13 protein-coding genes and 1 pseudogene are annotated in these 16,590 nt (G+C 68.0%); 5 read left to right on the forward strand and 9 right to left on the reverse strand.

All coding sequences use genetic code 11. The features are described from left to right. The first annotated feature begins 241 nt into the window (after window positions 1-241). Window positions 242-433, forward strand: a complete 192-nt coding sequence (locus O3438_RS00405; protein WP_269677975.1) for a hypothetical protein — start codon at window positions 242-244, stop codon at window positions 431-433. Between the two features lie 189 nt (window positions 434-622). Here the strand turns inward: O3438_RS00405 and O3438_RS00410 are convergent, their stop codons facing one another. The 7 genes and pseudogenes from O3438_RS00410 to O3438_RS34255 form a co-directional block, all read right to left on the reverse strand. Further along, a complete protein-coding gene (locus O3438_RS00410; RefSeq protein WP_269677976.1) occupies window positions 623-1,669 on the reverse strand; it encodes a zinc-dependent alcohol dehydrogenase family protein in 1,047 nt (348 codons plus the stop codon). Between the two features lie 374 nt (window positions 1,670-2,043). Further along, a complete protein-coding gene (locus O3438_RS00415) occupies window positions 2,044-2,466 on the reverse strand; it encodes an acyl-CoA thioesterase (RefSeq protein WP_269677977.1) in 423 nt (140 codons plus the stop codon). A gap of 409 nt (window positions 2,467-2,875) precedes the next feature. Continuing rightward, window positions 2,876-4,114 carry an RNA polymerase sigma factor gene (locus tag O3438_RS00420; protein WP_269677978.1) on the reverse strand — a complete coding sequence of 413 codons (1,239 nt, stop codon included), beginning with the start codon at window positions 4,112-4,114 and terminating at the stop codon, window positions 2,876-2,878. 65 nt (window positions 4,115-4,179) lie between these two features. Next, window positions 4,180-4,551: a YciI family protein gene (locus tag O3438_RS00425; RefSeq protein ID WP_269677979.1), complete on the reverse strand. Its 372-nt coding sequence runs from the start codon at window positions 4,549-4,551 to the stop codon at window positions 4,180-4,182. A gap of 42 nt (window positions 4,552-4,593) precedes the next feature. Continuing rightward, window positions 4,594-5,104: pseudogene (locus O3438_RS00430) on the reverse strand (DUF998 domain-containing protein). 283 nt (window positions 5,105-5,387) lie between these two features. Then, the gene (locus O3438_RS00435; RefSeq protein ID WP_269677981.1) at window positions 5,388-5,690 is read right to left on the reverse strand and encodes a hypothetical protein; all 303 of its coding nucleotides are present in this window, start codon (window positions 5,688-5,690) and stop codon (window positions 5,388-5,390) included. After that, on the reverse strand, window positions 5,650-6,048 hold the full coding sequence (locus O3438_RS34255) for an AlbA family DNA-binding domain-containing protein (protein WP_442929546.1): 399 nt from the start codon (window positions 6,046-6,048) through the stop codon (window positions 5,650-5,652). The genes O3438_RS00435 and O3438_RS34255 overlap by 41 nt, the downstream gene beginning before the upstream one ends. A gap of 251 nt (window positions 6,049-6,299) precedes the next feature. On the opposite strand from O3438_RS34255, the gene O3438_RS00440 reads away from it, so the two are divergent. After that, the gene (locus O3438_RS00440) at window positions 6,300-7,196 is read left to right on the forward strand and encodes an ADP-ribosylglycohydrolase family protein (RefSeq protein ID WP_269677982.1); all 897 of its coding nucleotides are present in this window, start codon (window positions 6,300-6,302) and stop codon (window positions 7,194-7,196) included. A gap of 393 nt (window positions 7,197-7,589) precedes the next feature. Here the strand turns inward: O3438_RS00440 and O3438_RS34260 are convergent, their stop codons facing one another. Then, the gene (locus tag O3438_RS34260; RefSeq protein WP_442929547.1) at window positions 7,590-8,093 is read right to left on the reverse strand and encodes a zinc ribbon domain-containing protein; all 504 of its coding nucleotides are present in this window, start codon (window positions 8,091-8,093) and stop codon (window positions 7,590-7,592) included. A 209-nt stretch (window positions 8,094-8,302) separates the two neighbouring features. On the opposite strand from O3438_RS34260, the gene O3438_RS00445 reads away from it, so the two are divergent. Further along, a complete protein-coding gene (locus O3438_RS00445; RefSeq protein ID WP_269677983.1) occupies window positions 8,303-11,335 on the forward strand; it encodes a family 16 glycoside hydrolase in 3,033 nt (1,010 codons plus the stop codon). Between the two features lie 473 nt (window positions 11,336-11,808). Beyond that, window positions 11,809-13,932 (forward strand): MMPL family transporter, encoded by a 2,124-nt coding sequence (locus tag O3438_RS00450; RefSeq protein ID WP_269677984.1) that lies wholly within the window; start codon window positions 11,809-11,811, stop codon window positions 13,930-13,932. 38 nt (window positions 13,933-13,970) lie between these two features. On the opposite strand, the gene O3438_RS34265 is transcribed toward O3438_RS00450, so the two are convergent. Then, entirely contained in the window at window positions 13,971-14,666 is a 696-nt protein-coding gene (locus tag O3438_RS34265) for a ThuA domain-containing protein (protein WP_442929548.1), read from the reverse strand. A gap of 187 nt (window positions 14,667-14,853) precedes the next feature. On the opposite strand from O3438_RS34265, the gene O3438_RS00465 reads away from it, so the two are divergent. Further along, a complete protein-coding gene (locus O3438_RS00465; RefSeq protein WP_269677985.1) occupies window positions 14,854-16,263 on the forward strand; it encodes a cellulose binding domain-containing protein in 1,410 nt (469 codons plus the stop codon). The last annotated feature ends 327 nt before the right edge of the window (window positions 16,264-16,590 follow it).

The raw sequence follows: 16,590 nt of genomic DNA on the forward strand, positions 1-16,590 counted from the left end.
GGCGGTGCAGCCAGTTGGGGCGACGACCGCGGCGATGGCCAGCAGGATCTTTCGGGTAAGAAACACCAGTGCAGGGGTAGGGGCGACGGCCGCCGGGCGCGTAGTGCGTAGGCCAACAACTGAGGGTTGGGGACGCCGCCACCATCAAGGTCGGCTCATCCGGCGCGGGGTGACACCCGCGATGGCGCTTAGTTCGGCTCCTGCGCGGGTGCGTTCGGCCTGGGTTTGGGCGATCCAACCCGTGACGACGGCGGGGTCGGCGCCGGCGTCGAGGGCGGCCGCGGGCGACGACATCCTCGCCCGGCTGCTCCGGGTGCCGGTCTACGATCTGCTGTCGCTGTTCCGGGTGCTGGTGCTCGTCCTGCCGCTTCTAACCGGTGCGCACACGTTCTTCATCGCCCGGGCCACATCGGTTGGCGACGACCCAGCGTGAGCCGGCATCCCGGTCGCGTCCAGGACGCCGTGATCGAGGCTGACTCTCCACAGTGGCACGTACATTCGAGGTTGCGCTCGTCAATCTCTACACACACGACGTTGAGGCCGCCTGTCGCCGCGACGGCAAGCTACGCCGCGGCCTACGCCTACCTGGGACGTACCCCTGGCCGACCGAGCGTCGCCCCGGTCAGGGCTGGACGATGCACATCCCGCCGGGGGCGGCCCGGTCCATCGCGGCCAGGGCGTCGGGCACTTCGGCGAGCCCGATGGTGCGGGTGACCAGCTCGGCGGGTCGCAGCACGCCGGCGGTGACCAGCCGGAGCAGCTCCGGGTAGGCGTGCGCGGCCATGCCATGGCTGCCCCGCAGTTCCAGCTCGTACGCGATTACCAGGTCCATCGGCAGGGCCGGGCGGCCCTGGGCGGCGGGGAGAAGGCCTACCTGCACGTGCCGCCCGCGCCGGCGCAGGCTCTCGATCGAGGCAGTGCAGGTGGCGTGGCTGCCCAGGGCGTCGAGCGACAGGTGGGCGCCGCCGCCGGTCACCTCACAAACGGCTGCGGCCACCGCGCCGGGTCCGGTGAGGGCAGCCCCGTCCAGACACACCGAGGCCCCGAAACGGCGGGCCAGCTCGAGTGCGCCGGGGGCAACGTCGACCGCCACCACCCGCGCGCCGCTCGCCGCTGCGATCATCACCGCCGACAACCCCACACCGCCGCAGCCGTGCACCGCCACCCACTCGCCTGCGGCGACCCGCCCCTGACCGACCACCGCCCGGAACGCCGTGGCGAACCGGCAGCCGAGCGCCGCCGCGGCCGGGTAGCCCACCTCGTCGGGAAGCCGGACCAGGTTGACGTCGGCGTGTTGCACCGCCACGTACTCGGCGAACGAGCCCCAGTGGGTGAAGCCGGGCTGCGTCTGCCGCTCACACACCTGCTGGTCGCCAGAGAAGCAGGCCGGGCACTGCCCGCACGCGCAGACGAACGGCACGGTGACCCGGTCGCCGAGGTGCCAGCCGCGTACACCGTCGCCGACCGCCGTGACCACGCCGGCGAACTCGTGGCCAGGCACGTGCGGCAGGCGGACGTCCGGGTCGTGCCCCTGCCACCCGTGCCAGTCGCTGCGGCACAATCCGGTCGCCTCGACCCGGATGACGGCACCCCCGGGCGGCGGCACCGGGTCCGGCACGTCGCGGACCTCGGGTCGGGCACCGAACTCGTCGAAGATCACCGCACGCATGCGCCGCATCCTCACATGTGCCAGACGACCGGCCGACGGCAGCCCACCGAGGGTGACCGGGCACGGTGGCCCGCATCGACTTCGCCCATGGCCGGATCACCACCACCGCCGTACCGGCCCTGCGCAGCGTGGGGCCGGTCAGCTTCCTGGTCGGTCCGGACCGGGTGGTGATCCGGCCGCTCGAGGCGGTGCCCGGCCACATGGTGCCGGACGGCGAGCCGGCGACCGAGATGACCGCGAATTCGCCACGGGGGAGTGGCGCTGCCCGGCCCGGACCCGACGTCGCTGTGGGTGACCGACGAAGAAGGCGGCAGGGGAAACGTCGGGATGGGCGTAATGCCCGTGCGACCCGACCTGCTGGGGGAGACCTGCGTTCAGAGGTTGAGCGGCCCCGGGTCGCTGGCCAGCTCCCGGAACCGCTCGCGCGGGTTGGCCACCAGCCGCCGGGCGGACAGGTCGAGCAGGCCACCCACCCCGGTCAGCGTCGCCACCGGGGTGCCGTCCGGGCGGGCGTAGCCCTGGTCGATCTGGAAGGTCTTGCCCTCGCCCCAGCGGAACCCGCAGGACACGTCCACCTCGTCCGCGCCGCGCAGCTCGCGCAGGTAGCGCACGGTGACCTCCAGGGCGACCGGCCCCACCCCGCTGGCGATGAGCCGCTCCTGTGAGATGCCGGCGGCGCGCAGGCACTCCCACCGGGCGTGCTCGCCGTACTGGAGGTAGACGGCCTGGTTCAGGTGGCCCTGGGTGTCCAGCTCGTAGCCACGGACGGTGATGCGCACCCGGAACGGATTTGCCATGAGCGCGAGCGTAGCGGGGCGCTGTGACACCGCCGCTGTTCACCGCGCCGCCATGGGCAGTTGGGGGATTGGTCAGAGTGGTCCCCACAGGTGGCGGCGTCTCCACCTGTCGCTGCCGGCTCGGAACTCCTGCAAGAGCCGCAGGGCTGCTTCACGGTCGGTGGTCTGGCAGCGGAAGTGTCGGTCGATGGAACCTTCCAAAGCCGGTCTGGTGGCGACGATCCGAACGCCCCCGGCGCCACCGGTCCGGTAGCGGGTGTGGTCAGTTGGCACACTGAACTACCGGGTGGCGCCCCAACCAGCGCGAACGACCACTTCGGCGAACACGAAGAGGTCGGCCAGTTTGCTCCCGGTCGTCAGTCGAGCGACGTCCGCTCATGCCGATGTGCGGACGCCGGCCGACAATTGGTCAGCCGAGGCGGTGGGCTCGGCGTTGGAGGTATCGCTGTTCGACCTGGTTCTGGGTCAGGGAGGCTGCTTCGCGGTACCACGCCGCCGCGCCGGCCGTGTCACCGGTCATCTCGAGCAGATGTGCGCGGATCGCGCGTTCTCGCTGTCGGGTCAGCGGGTCCTCGTCAAGGTGGTAGCTGCGGTTGAGGTCGTCGAGCAAGGCCAGCCCTCGGCCCGGCCCGTACGCGTGCGCGACTGCGACCACCCGGCTGAGCCGTACCGGCGCGGTCGGACTGAGCCGTTCCAGTCCCAGGTACAGGGCCGCGATCTGGGGCCAGTCCGTCTGGTCCGGCGACGCGGCGGCGGCGTGCACGGCCGCGATCGCGGCCTGCAGCTGGTACGTGCCGACCTCACGCCGCCGCCAGACGTTGTGGATAAGCCCGATGCCCTCGCGGATCAGCTCGGGATCCCACCATGTCCGGTCCTGCTCGTCCAGCGGCACCAACACGTCCCCGTCGGTACGGGCAGCGCGCCGCGACTCGATGAGCAGCATCAGGGCGAGCAGCCCGGTCACCTCGGGGTCGTCCGGCAGGGAGTCGCGGAGCATGCGGGTAAGCCGGATTGCCTCGCGGGTCAGGTCCACGCGGGTGAGTTCGTCCCCGGCGGAGGCGGTGTAGCCCTCGTTGAAGATCAGGTAGAGCACCTGTATAACGGCGTTCATCCGGCTGTCGCGGTCGGCGTCGGTCGGCGGGGTGAACCGGGCACCAGCGCGGGCCAGTTGCTGCTTGGCGCGGCTGATCCGGGCGCCCATGGTGTTCTCGGTCGTCCCATGCGCGTGTGCGATCTCCGCCGTTGTCAGGCCGCCGCAAGCGCGCAGCGTGAGCGCCACCTGGGAGGTAGGGCTCAGCGTGGGGTGACAGCACAGCAACAGGAGGGTGAGGCTGTCGTCGGTCTCCAGCGCAGGACCCGCCTGGCGGGTCGGGTCCCGCATCGCCAGCTCGCTCATGCCGGCGTGCCGCTCGCGGCGGCGTCGGGCCTGATCGGTTCGAAGCAGGTCGACCATCCTCCGGTACCCGATCCGGATCAGCCAGCTGCGCGGATTCTCCGGCACTCCGTCCGTCGGCCACGCCCGACTCGCGACGAGCATTGCCTCCTGTACCGCGTCCTCGGCGATATCGAAGTGGCCGAAGCGCCGCACCAACGCGCCGAGGACCTGCGGCGCCTCGGTGCGCAGCAGGTGCTCGACGTTCGGCGTCACGCGGGTGCTGCCGTTCGTGTGCCCTCCGCGTCTGCCGCCGTCCGGCGACTCTGGATGCAGAGGGGTCACGCCGCGAAGTCCGCGCCCATTATCGGCCGGATCTCCATCGGCTCGCCCAGAACCTCGACCATTCGCGAGACGATCTCGACGGCGCGTTCCTGGTTGTCCACGTCGATCACCGCGAAGCTGGCCAGGACCTCCTTGAGCTCGACGAACGGGCCGTCGGTGGCCACCACGCCGGTCGGGGTCTTGCGGACCGTGGTGCTGACCACCGGGTGACCGAGTCCCTCGCTGCTGAGGAACTCGCCGGTTTCGATCAGCTCCCGTTCGAACCGCTGGTACGCGGCGAACGCGGCAAGCGCCTCCTCGGACGGGGTGTCGGCGGTCGCGGCGTCCCAGGCGGCGGCTGGCGTGTAGCTGAGCAGCAGGTACTTCATGATCATCCTCGTGTTCGTGGGGCTCGGATCACGCTACGCCGATCAGCTCGTACGGCGCAGGGAGAGGGCGACGACCGTCGTCCAGGTGAAGGCGACCAGGCCGTTCACGGCGATCTGGATGCTCATGTGGTTCGGCGACATCGGCGTCAGCAGGATGAGCGCGACGAGGCCGTTCAGCACCGCCGGCAGCGTGGCCCGACGGCGGACGTGCCGGATGGTGAGCACGATGGCGGCGACGGCCAGCGCGGTGAAGGCGATGGCGGCCGCTGCCGAGTGCGCGATGCTGTGCCAGGACATCTCGCCGACCGGCCCGTCAGGGGTCCCTACCGGGAAGCCGTACTCAGGATCCATGGTGAACACCCAGGCCGCGATGAGCCCGGCGCCGAAGATCCCGACGAAGATTGGCAGTACACGCCGCCCGGTTCCCTCGGTGAAGCGTGCGTCGGACACCGAGGGCGAGGGCGACCCCGCCGAGGCCGGCGAGCACGAACGTGACGATCTGGATCCAGCCGAGACTTCCGGTGGACAGTTGGCTGATCGGATGCCGGGTGATGTCGTAGCCCTCCCGGGTAGCCGACGCCGCCTCTCGTCATCGTCATCGAAGTCGAAGTCCTCACCCATGTCGGGCTCGCGGGCCTCGTCGATGTCAACCGCAGCCTGCTGGCGGGCGTCAACTGCTCGTAGAAGGCATCGTCGTCACCCGTGATCTGCTCGTAGGCCTCGCTTGCCACGTAGTTCACCGACTCGGCGAACACCGCGCCGTCGTCTTCCTCGGCCGTCACTTGCCGTACCACGGGATGGCCGGCCAGTTCATCGGGGGAGGCAAGGACACGTTCCTACCACTCGCGCCCGAGCGCGATGACTCCGCCCGGACATCCATAAAGCTCGTGTCCAACCGCGTAGAGACGGTGGGTTCCCACCTCGGCGGGGATGCTGCGGTCGAGGATCCTCTCGCAGGTGTCGGCGGCGATCAGCGTCACCGCAGTTGGCAGGTCCGGTTCTGGAAGCCCGAGTTCGTCGGTGACCGCCGCGAGGCGCCGATTCGCGTCGTGCGCCGGCAGTGTCCGCGCTGACTCGGCCGCGAGCGCCACCACGGCGTCACCGTTGACGCCGGCAACCAGCAGGTCGCAGGCCAGCATTACCGCGTAGTGCGGGTCGGCGTGCGCTGCGCAGGGAACGCTCGTATGCCTCGTCGAGTCCACCTACGTCGGCCCGCGCGGTCGCGGCCTTCTGTTCCTCGCGCACCCCGAACACGATCACGCCGCCGCTGTTCGCCATCGCCGCGACGTCTTTAGGGAAGTCGGTCTGCGGTAGGCCCCTGGCCGGCGGGAGCTCAGACTTCCAATCCAAGTCGTTCGCCTCGATCACGCCAGCGGCCACCGCAGCGTCGCCTGCACGGACTGCATTACATCGTAGACAAACTCGCCGTCCTGTCCCGTACGGCCGCTGGCTGATCCCCACCAGCCGCCTCGTGGCCGCCCTGGACCTGTCCAGCATTCGGCTTCATGACCGGCGACCCGCTGGGCAGCGCCTCGCCGCCCGACTACGCTTCGCCGGGTTCTCCTACGACTCCCGTCGACGACCAGGGATTCGCCAGCCCGCTGGCCGACCAGCAGCCTCCGCTGGGAGGAGTTTCACGGGTGTCGGCTTGCGGCTGCCGCTTGGGGCTAAGGCGCGAGTAGTCAAGGTAGCGCCCGCCCGGCTATCTCCTGCCGTCTGGACCGGTCACATGGCAAGATGAGGGCTTCATGATTGCCATTGATCTTTGTCGCGACAGCTTGGACGGGCTGTCAGTAGGTGACGCGCTTGGCGCGCAGTTCTTCGTTCCAGGCACCTCTTACACCGAACTGACGGCTGGTCGCCCTCCTCGTGGGCCGTGGTCCTGGACCGATGACACAGAGATGGCCTGCTCCATCGTCAGCGAGTTGTGGGCCCGTGGCGACATCGACCCCGATCGCCTTGCGGCTGCCTTCGCACAGCGGTACGAGCCCTACCGCGGATACGGCGGCGGCGCGGTCGTCATCCTGCACCAGATACGCGACGGAGCCGACTGGCGGCAGGCGGCACGCGCGGCCTTCGATGGTCAGGGGTCTATGGGCAACGGCGCGGCCATGCGCGTGGCACCGCTGGGCGCCTATTACGCCGGCGACTCTCGGGCCGCGGCGCTGCGCGCGATGCGCTCGGCGGAGGTCACCCACGCCCACGCCGAGGCAGTACTTGGCGCGGTCGCCGTCTCCGTAGCCGCCGCCGAAGCAGGCCATGCTCGACGAACAGATCGCCGGCCCGAGCCGGAAGCCATCCTGCAAGCGGTGCTGGCGCATCTCGTCGACAGTCACGTCAGTGCAGGCATTCGGCGGGCTATCACCCTTCTCGGCACCAGTGTGGCCGAAGCTGCCTACGAGCTGGGCAACGGAGCGCGGGTGCTGGCGCAGGACACGGTGCCCTTCACGCTGTGGGCGGCAGCAACCTTCCTACACGATTACCCGGCGGCGGTCCTGGCTTGCATCGAGGCCGGCGGTGACGTGGACACTACCGCCTCCATCGTCGGCGGCATCGTCGCCGCCTTCACCGGCGCCGGCCCCGGTGGCATCCCTTTGCCGTGGCTCACCACGCGCGAGCCACTTCCAAGCTGGATTTACAGCTAGTACGGCAGCCGCCATTTGAGATCTTGCTGGTGAACCGGGGTGGACGCGAGGCGGCCACCGCCACATCGACCGGACCGACAACGCCACCAAGCCGCTCAAGGCCCTACCAGCCGTACCTCACCGCCGATGACGTGACTGGCACTCCCGGCAATCGTGCACGAGGCCGTTATGCTTGCGCGAGCGTCAGAGTTGCGCTGAGCGTCATCGATGCTGAGGCACTGGTTCTCGGACAGATTATTTCCACACGAAGCGTGATTCTTCTTCGCGTTTCGAGCGATCCCCGTCCCGTTGGGCGGGGATTTTTGCTGTGGTGGCGAGGAAGCTCCCCGCCGGGGTGAGCGGGTAGATCGCGGTTTCGGCTTCGATGGTCCACGCGTGGTGGTCACACAATGATCACGTTGTTGGTGCGTAGGTAGTTGGCGAGTTTCCGGGTCGGGGGCTGCGCAGTGCAGGCTGGCGACGATGTAGCCCGCGGTCGTGTCGAATGCGGTCGAGCAGGTGGTCTTCCCGGATGTAGAGGATCGTCGGTTGGGCGGAGGTCCTGGTGCGGGTGCTTGTGTGTCCGTGGCGGCATCGGTAGCCGGGTCGGCTGTGTATCCAGTGGGAGTCCATGATTCGGCCGCACACGCCGCAGCAGATCACTCCGGCCAACACATAGCGGCGGGGGATGCCGTCGGTAGGGGTCGGTGCGCGGTGGATTGCCTGGATGGCGACGAAGTGTTCTTCGCTGACCAGCGGAGGGTGCGCGATTTCGCGGGAGATGATCCAGTCGGTGCAGGCGGTCCACCGTTGGATCTCGTGGACCCGCTCAGCCCGGGCGACACTGAACGCCCTGCCCGGCCGGCGAAACGTGCAACCACCGGGTCCCGGGGCCGACCGTGCGGGGCATTGAAACATCCCGATGACTCATATATAGTAACTCCGACAGGAAAGCGCTTTCCTGGACCGTCTTGGGGAATGTTTCCGAAGCGGTAGCAACCTGCTCCGTTGAGAAGACGACGCGGCGGCGCGCGTCCTACCTGCGTCAGGCAACTACCTGATCCCACCCCTGTCATCCGGGCCGGCGTGTGCGCTGCTGCGCGGATGCGAGCGCGAGAAGGATTGTCATGAGCTTTCAAACCGTCCCAGAGGTCGCCCGCCGGCGGCGCCGGGCGCCAGTCCTCGTTCTGGGGCTGAGTGTATTGCTGCCATTTCTGTTGGTGCCTGGTCAAGCACACGCCGCGATCCCACCGCAGGATCCCGGGGTCACATTGCGCACCTACGACCTCGGAATCGATCGGTCCGGACTCTGCACGCTCAAGCCCGGACAGACTCCCAACGTCGACAAGCTGATGCCGGTGATCGACTGGTCGACCCAGGCCGACTTCGGCGTCGCCGACAGGTTCCACACCCAGGTCATCGCGAACATCAACATCACCACGGCCGGCTCGTACGTGTTCCGGCTCACCAGCGACGATGGCTCCCGCTTGCGCATCGACAGAAGCACCGTCGTCGACAATGACGACGCGGACAGCACGTTCACGACGGTCATCGACCACGACGGCCTTCATGGCGCGTTGCCGAAAGACGGCACCATCGACCTGTCCGCCGGCTATCACAAGCTGCGCATCGAACATTTCGATAACACCAGTGGGCAGGCGCTCAGACTCGAGTGGCGGCCACCGGGATCCACACAGTTCTCGCTCGTGCCGACCACGGCGCTGAGCACCGAATCCGGAGTGACCCGGGTGACCGCACCTGGCACCAAGGAATGCGTCGACGGGGTGGACAACCCGGGGGACGGGCTGCCACTGAACGCGGTGCATCCCAATTACACGTTGACCAATCTGCGTCCCAGCGGGTTCGAGCCAAAAGTCACCGGGATGGACTGGCTGCCCGACAACAGGCTGGCCATCACCACGTGGGGCGGCGACTACGGCACCACTACGCCGCTGGGCGAGGTCTATGTGCTGGGCAACGTCACCGGCACCACCTCTGCCGCGCAGGTGACGGTGAAGAGGATCGCCACAGGGTTGCAGGACCCCATGGGAATCAAATATGTGGACGGCAAACTGTACGTCTCGGAGCGGTACGGGCTGATCGAGCTGACCGATGCCAACGGCGATGACATCATCGACAGCAGGCGAACGGTGGCGACCTGGCCGTTCGGCGGGACCTACCATGAGTTCGCGATCGGCCTCCTGTACAAGGACGGCTACTTCTACCTCAACCTGTCGGTCCAGATCACTCCTGGCGGACGCTCCACCAAACCGCAGCTCGCCAACAATCGCGGCACCGCGATCAAAGTCAACAGGGCGACCGGACAGGTCGAGTACACGGCAAGCGGATTGCGTACCCCGAATGGCATAGGCTGGGGCCCCGAAGGCGGCATCTTCGTCACCGACAACCAGGGCGACTGGCTACCGGCCAACAAGCTGGTGCATCTCAAGCCGGGCCGGTTCTTCAACCACTACAACGATCCGGCCGGTCCGTTCGACTCGAACGCGGTCACCCAGCCGGTCCTGTGGCTGCCGCACAACGAGATCGCGAACTCGCCGAGCACACCGCTCATGCTCACCCAAGGCCTGTTCGCCGGCCAGATGCTGTTCGGTGATGTCACCTATGGCGGGATCCAACGAGGGTATCTGGAGAAGGTCAACGGCGAGTATCAGGGTGCGGTCTTCCGCTTCACCCAGGGACTTGAGGCCGGCATCAGCCGGATCACCCTCGGCCCCGACGGTGCGATCTACGCGGGCGGCATCGGCGGTGGACAGGCCAGCAGCAACTGGCGTCAGCAGGGCAAGCTCACCTTCGGTCTGCAAAAACTCACCCCCAGCAGTAGCAACGCCTTCGACATCCTGGCGATGCGGGCGGTCGCCGGCGGCTTCGAACTCGAATACACCCAGCCGTTGTCGGCCGCAACGCTGAGCTCGCTGGCGTCGCGGTACGCCGTCCGGCAATGGCGTTACACCCCGACCTCCAGTTATGGCGGCCCAAAGGTCGACATGGAAACGCTGAGCGTCACTTCGGCCATCCCTTCGGCCGACGGCAAGAAAGTCACGTTGCGGATCAACGGCTTGAAGTCCGGGCGGGTGGTGTACGTGCACTCGCCACGGCCGTTCAGTTCGGCTTCGGGGCAGTCCCTGTGGAGCACGGAGGCCTGGTACACGCTCAACTCTCTGCCCGGTGGTCCCTACGAAGCCGAGCATGCGGCGCTCAGCGGTGCGACCGCAGGGTCCGAACATTCCGGTTACAGCGGAACCGGTTACGCCGACTTCGCGGCGACCGCCAACACCGGCGCATACACCGAATGGACAGTCGACGCGCCGAGCGCGGGAACCTATTCGCTGGAATTCCGTTACGCCAACGGCGGATCCGTCGACCGGCCTCTGGCCATCGCGGCCAACGGCACGACTGTCAGCCCAGCGCTTTCGTTCCCGCCGACGGGTGCGTGGAACACCTGGCGAACCGTATCGCTGAGCACAACGCTACCGGCCGGGCAGAGCAAGATCCGTGCGACCACGACGGGCGCCAACGGCGCCAACCTCGACCACGTCGTCGTCGCTCCGGTATCTCGCATCCCCCTGTTCGACGGCACCGGCCTGGCGGCATGGGAGAACACAAACGGCGGCCCGGCGACCTGGCCGGTGGCCGGCGGATCTATGGAATCGCTTGGCGGAAACATCCGTACCAAAGCGAAATTCGGCGACTTCAAGCTGCACGGCGAGTGGCTGCAACCCGACTACCCGCCCGAGGTCACCGGACAGGCCCGCGGCAACAGCGGGTTCTACCTCCAGGAACGCTACGAGATTCAGGTGCTGGACTCCTACGGTGACACGACACTGGCCAACAACGAGGCCGGAGCCATCTACCTCAGGCGTGCTCCCGACCGGAACATGGCCACCGCGCCCAACACATGGCAGACGTTCGACATTACGTTCCGCGCGGCGCGGTTCAGCGCGACAGGCGCGAAACTCGAAGACGCCAGGGTCACGGTGGTGTGGAACGGCGTTGTTGTCCACAACAACGTCGCCGTCAGCGGACCCACCGGAAACGGCCAGCCCGAAGGGCCGTCGCCTGGCTCCATAGCCTTGCAGGACCACGGCGACCCCGGCGCGAATCCCCGCTTCCGCAACATCTGGATCGAACCGCTGAGTTGACGCACACTCTGGTGTCGCCGCCGGTTCCGTGCGGCGGCACCAGAGTCCTGCGTGTCCGCCGGACCGGGCCACGTTGTCGGAGTACGGGTCGGCGGCGGTGATGAGGTAGACGTCGCATTCGGCCGCCTGCTGGATCATGTCGGCGAGGACCCGGGTGTTACCGGTCGTCAGGGTTCGGCGACCGCCGTTGTGGTACGAACCCGCCCGGGCGAGTTGCGCCGTGATCTTGTGGGGTAACTCCTCGCCGGGGAAGAAACGCTCGCACAAATCTAGTGCGGCGTCGATGTCGCCGATCGTCCGAGGTTACCGCGCCAAACGATCGTCCAGCTGATGGAGCAAGTCGTCGATCGCGTCGCGGTGGCGATCGTCCAGCAGCTCACCAGCAGGACCTGCGAACCATTGCGGGACGAGGGCAGTTGATGTTGTATTGCCTACGGCAGCGGCTAGGTCGGCTGCGGCCCGAGGAGGCTGCGGTGCTTGCGCTGCTCGGCCGGTGGACCGCCAAACACCGAATGTGGGTGCTCGCTGGCTGGAGCGTGATCACGCTGGCCGGTGCGATGCTCGGAGGTGCGGTTTACGACCGGACCCAGTCGGTGGACAGTCTGCGACCCGACGCGGAGTCCATGGTCGCGCAAGCGCGCATCGACCGACTCGACCCGCAGGGGGAGCGGATCGTGGCGGTCATCGCGGGCCGCGACTTCAACGCCACGGCACTGGTGGACAGTGCCACTCAGGTGATGTTCGACATCCGCGCGATCCCGGGAGTTGCGTCCGTCACCGATGCCTACACCGCAGGATCTTCGCAGGTGGCCGCCGATGATCAAAGCTCGCTCGTGGTCGTCGAGCTGCGCCCGCAACTCAGCGGCGACGAGGCGCTCGCGGTGGCTGACCAGGTGGCCGCCGCACTGCGCCGCATCGACGCCCCCAGGGTGCTGGTCGGTGGGGAGTTGCTTGCCGAGCGGACCTTCGGCGAGCAGGCCGTCAAGGACGCCGCCATTGGCGAGTCGATCGCGCTGGTGGTGCTCTGCGGCGTTCTCACCGTCGTGCTCGGCGGGCTGATCGTAGGAAGTCTGCCGCTGGCGGGCGCCCTCGCCGCGGTTGCCGCAACGCTGCTGGCGCTGAGCGGGCTCGCCGAGGCGATGCCGGTCAGCGAGTACGCGGTCAATGTCGTCACCCTGCTCGGTCTCGGCCTCGCCGTCGACTACAGCCTGCTGATCCTTGCCCGGTTCCGGGAGGAACGCGAGGCGGCCCCTAAGGCATCGGTGGCGGAGCTGCTCGCCGCGACCACCGCGACGGCCGGACGTGCCGTTCTCGTGTCCGGTCTCACCGTCGGTGCGGCACTGGCTGGTCTTTTCGTCTTCGCCGAGCCGCTGCTGGCGGCGATGGCGCTGGGTGGAGCGCTGGTCGTCGGCATGGCCACGGTGATCGGGCTGACCCTGGTCCCCGCGCTGATCGCCCTGGCACACCGACGTATCCCGCCGCCGCGAGGCGCCCGGACACGGTCCTCGGCGGGCAGCTCCCGTCGCCCGGCACCGGGTCGGCTGGGCCTGCTGGCGCGGCTGGCGGCGTTCTCGCAGCGCCGTCCCGCCGCGGTGGCGTTGACCGTGACCGCCGGCCTGCTTCTGCTGGCGTCTCCGTTGTTCCAGATCACGCTCGCCAACTCCGACGCACGGTCACTGCCGGCCGCCAGCGAGGAGCGGTTGGCGTACGAGGCCGTCGAACGGGACTTCGCCACCTGGGCCGCGCAGCCGGTCACCGTGCTCATCGAGGCCGGTGCCACCGAGCCGCCGGTGCCGGCGTTGCTGCAACAGTTGCGCGACCTCACCGGCGAGAAGGAGCTCGACCTGCGCTCGGACCTGCCGGCCGACGTCACTGTGGTGGACTTGCGCCCGGCCGGCCCGGCGAGCGGTGAACCGGCCCAACGCCTGGTCCGTGACCTGCGGGCCCTCGACATGCCGGTGCCGCTCCTCGTCGGGGGGCCCGCTGCCGAGCTGATCGACGCGCGGGAGTCGACAGCCGCGCGGCTGCCGATCGCGGTGGCCGTCATCGTCGTCGCGACCGGGCTGCTGCTGGTCGCCTTGACCGGCTCGGTCGTCGTACCGATCAAGGCCATCTGCATGAACATCCTGACGCTGCTGGCGACCCTCGGCGTCCTGGTCGCCGTGTTCCAGTGGGGATGGGGTTCGGCCCTGCTCGGGTTCGAACCCTGGGGGGCTCTGGACATCACCACACCGTTGCTGCTCTTCGTGTTCATCTTCGGGCTGTCGATGGACTACGAGGTGTTCCTGCTCGCCCGGATCAAGGAGGAGTGGGACCGCCGTACCGCCAACGGCCGGATCGACAACGACCGGGCGGTCCTCGCCGGCATCACCGCGACCGGTCCGGTCGTCACCACCGCGGCCGTGGCGCTGGGTATCGTCTTCCTCGGCTTCGCCCTCGGCGAACTGATAGCGGTCAAGGAGATCGGTGTCGGCATGACTGTGGCCGTGCTGCTGGACGTCACCGTGGTCCGTGGACTGCTGCTGCCCTCTGTTATGTCTCTCCTCGGCGCGGCGAACTGGTGGCGTCCCGGCCGTCGTGCGACGCCCGCGTTGTAAGACGTCAGTTCAGTGAGTGAGTAGCTGGCGTAGGCAGATCAACGAGCAGGCGACGCTGACCACGCCTTCAAGGATGTCGGCCGGGTGTTCGTAGAAGCTGCGGAGACGTCGGAAGCTGTGAAGCCGGGAAGGTCCATTAGACGACCCAGCGCAGCTTGCCCGGCCCGGAGCCGTGGACGCTGCCGCGGCGGGCAATCTCCGGCGTGATGGCGGCGTTGCCGCGGCAACCGGCTGTACTTGTGGCGAGGACATGGGCTTCGCCCCGCACGTTGGCCGAGTATGTTGTACCACTCGTCCGCACGCTCCCACCGCTGCGGCGAGTGTTTCGTGGAAGGGTGAACCTGGTCCTCGATCCGTAAGGTGCCAGGCAATCCAGGACTGGAGCCGGTATCCGCGTGACCGGACATCAGCGCGCCGATCAGGTTGTCCCAACAGGCGTAGTTGCCACGCATGTCAGTGGCGTTGTGGATGGCGACGATCCCGCCGCCCGCCTTCTGGTAGCGCTCGAGTGCCGCCTTCTGCGCCGCGTCCCGTGGATCACCGGAGGTCTGAAACATGACGAGGGCGTCGTACTCCTTGAGACCTTCGTCGGTGAAGCCCTCGAAGTCCTCGGAGTCGATTGAGTCGATCCCAGCCTCGGATAGCGCCTCCTGGATCAGGGGAGTGCCCTGTTCAATGGCCTCCGAGTGCCGGAACTGCGTCGTCTTGCGACAGCCCCTCAAGGTCGAGAACAATAGCGGTGACAACGTCGCCGGAGGTCTGAAGCCATGCGATGTACGGCGATGGAGGAGTTGTGTCGGAATCGGCCCGGTAGGTCGTCGTCACGAGGTAGCCGGCGTCGGCAAGCTTCCACTGTGGCAGGAGGGCGGCACCGGCGCCCACATCGCGAGGGTGCCCCGCGCTGTGGCTCAGGACTGACTGGTGACCGTCGGTCTGGTGATCTGCGCACTCGCCGGTCCACATCGCGCGGTCGCGTACCAGGCGCTCGGTTTCTGCCGGGACGTGGCCGCCCACTTCGTTGCGTTCTTTGACGCGAAGTCGTCCAGGACCTGGCGTTCAGTCGCGGTCCAGGCGGGAAGCTGCGCTATCCACTCTTCTGCCTGCTCGGCGCTGTGGCCGCTGCCGATCAGCCATGGGCGGGCTGTCCGTTGTCCTGCCGGCGGCAGGACTGCCGTCCGTGCCTTGACAGGAAGGAGGAGCAGCAGGACAGTCGACATATTCATCGATATTCAGCTATCTACGATGAGGTGTGCCATGCGGAAGTCGCTGACTGCTGTGGCCGCCATCGCTGTTGCCATAGTCGCGATGATGGCCGCGATCTCACACGCCAGTGCGGCGAACGCGGCGGCCGGGTGTCGGGTGAGCTACGTCGTCACCAGCCAGTGGACCGGTGGCTTCCACGCCGACATCACGGTCACCAACTTGGGTGACCCAGTCAACGGGTGGACGCTGCGGTTCGCGTTCCCTGCAGTCGACCAGCGGCTCACGCAAACCTGGAGCGCCACCTGGGCCCAGGCGGGCGAGCAGGTCAGCGCGACCAATCTGGGCTGGAACGCGACCCTGGGCACCAATGGCTCCGCGAACGTCGGTTTCGTTGGCGCCTGGTCGGGCAGCAACCCCATACCGGCGTCGTTCACGCTTAACGGCGTCACGTGCACCGGCGGCGTCCTGCCCAGCGTGACGCCGACCCGGACGACCACACCGCCGGTCGCTGACTACCCGGCGATCGTCACCTGGCTCAGCCCGACCGCCGGGGCGGTGTACACCACGCCGGGAACCGTCCCGCTGGCGGCGACCGCGACCGTGGGAGGCGGACACAGCATCACCTCGGTGTCGTTCCGGGTGGACGGTGTCACGGTGGCCCGGGGGGTGAGGACGACCGGTGACCGGTACGAGGCGCTGTGGACACCACCGATCGGGGAGCCCGGCACCAGCACCACCTTCGTGCTGTCCGTCTCGGCCGGCACCGACCAGTCGCTGTCTGGCGCTGCACCGCCGTTGCTGGTCACGGTGGTGACACCGGCGTCCACCGGCACCAACCACCCGCCGACGGTGGCGTTGAGCACCCCCGGCGGGCAGACCTTCTTCCTCGAGCCGACGACGGTCACGCTGGTCGCCGACGTCGCCGACACCGATCCCGGGGACCTCGTCAGCCGGGTGGAGCTTTACCTCGGCGCAACCCGGCTGGCCGTGACGCCGACCAACATCGGACAGCGCTACCAGTTCCAGACCGCCCTGTCGGCCGGCACGTCGTCCACCTTCACCGTGCGGGTCCACGATTCCCACGGCGGCCTCGGCATCTCGAACCCGCTGACCTTCACCATCCGTTAGCGCCTCGGCCCTCCGTTAAGGGCTGACCAAGGTCCTTCCACTGGCCGTCGACACGTCTGCGAGTCGGCACGGCGCTCAGGGTCAATTCGACCAGGCCATCGGGGGTTGGCGGTCACCGTCGTGGTGGGTGAACCTGCGGCGGTCGCCCCGACCAGCTTGCTGGAACTGTCTTACCGGGAGCCTCGTCCTATGTCGACACACGCTGCCTGCCACCCATCGCGACCAGGCCCATCACGATGAAAAGCCCTCAATGCCTGGCCCGCACCATAACATCGCAACGCCGCTATATCGACGCCAGGCTATCGTGGTCTGACCCCTGCAGCGACA

Origin of the sequence: Micromonospora sp. WMMC250, assembly GCF_027460215.1 — a bacterium.
Lineage (GTDB): Bacteria > Actinomycetota > Actinomycetes > Mycobacteriales > Micromonosporaceae > Micromonospora > Micromonospora taraxaci.

Bases quoted from the DNA above. Each gene is read 5' to 3' on its own strand.
- O3438_RS34260 (WP_442929547.1), bottom strand. From the start codon at position 8,093: ATGTTTCAATGCCCCGCACGGTCGGCCCCGGGACCCGGTGGTTGCACG.
- O3438_RS00425 (WP_269677979.1), bottom strand. From the start codon at position 4,551: ATGAAGTACCTGCTGCTCAGCTACACGCCAGCCGCCGCCTGGGACGCC.
- O3438_RS00410 (WP_269677976.1), bottom strand. From the start codon at position 1,669: ATGCGTGCGGTGATCTTCGACGAGTTCGGTGCCCGACCCGAGGTCCGC.
- O3438_RS00415 (WP_269677977.1), bottom strand. From the start codon at position 2,466: ATGGCAAATCCGTTCCGGGTGCGCATCACCGTCCGTGGCTACGAGCTG.
- O3438_RS00440 (WP_269677982.1), top strand. From the start codon at position 6,300: ATGATTGCCATTGATCTTTGTCGCGACAGCTTGGACGGGCTGTCAGTA.
- O3438_RS00445 (WP_269677983.1), top strand. From the start codon at position 8,303: ATGAGCTTTCAAACCGTCCCAGAGGTCGCCCGCCGGCGGCGCCGGGCG.
- O3438_RS34255 (WP_442929546.1), bottom strand. From the start codon at position 6,048: ATGCTGGACAGGTCCAGGGCGGCCACGAGGCGGCTGGTGGGGATCAGC.
- O3438_RS00435 (WP_269677981.1), bottom strand. From the start codon at position 5,690: ATGCTGGCCTGCGACCTGCTGGTTGCCGGCGTCAACGGTGACGCCGTG.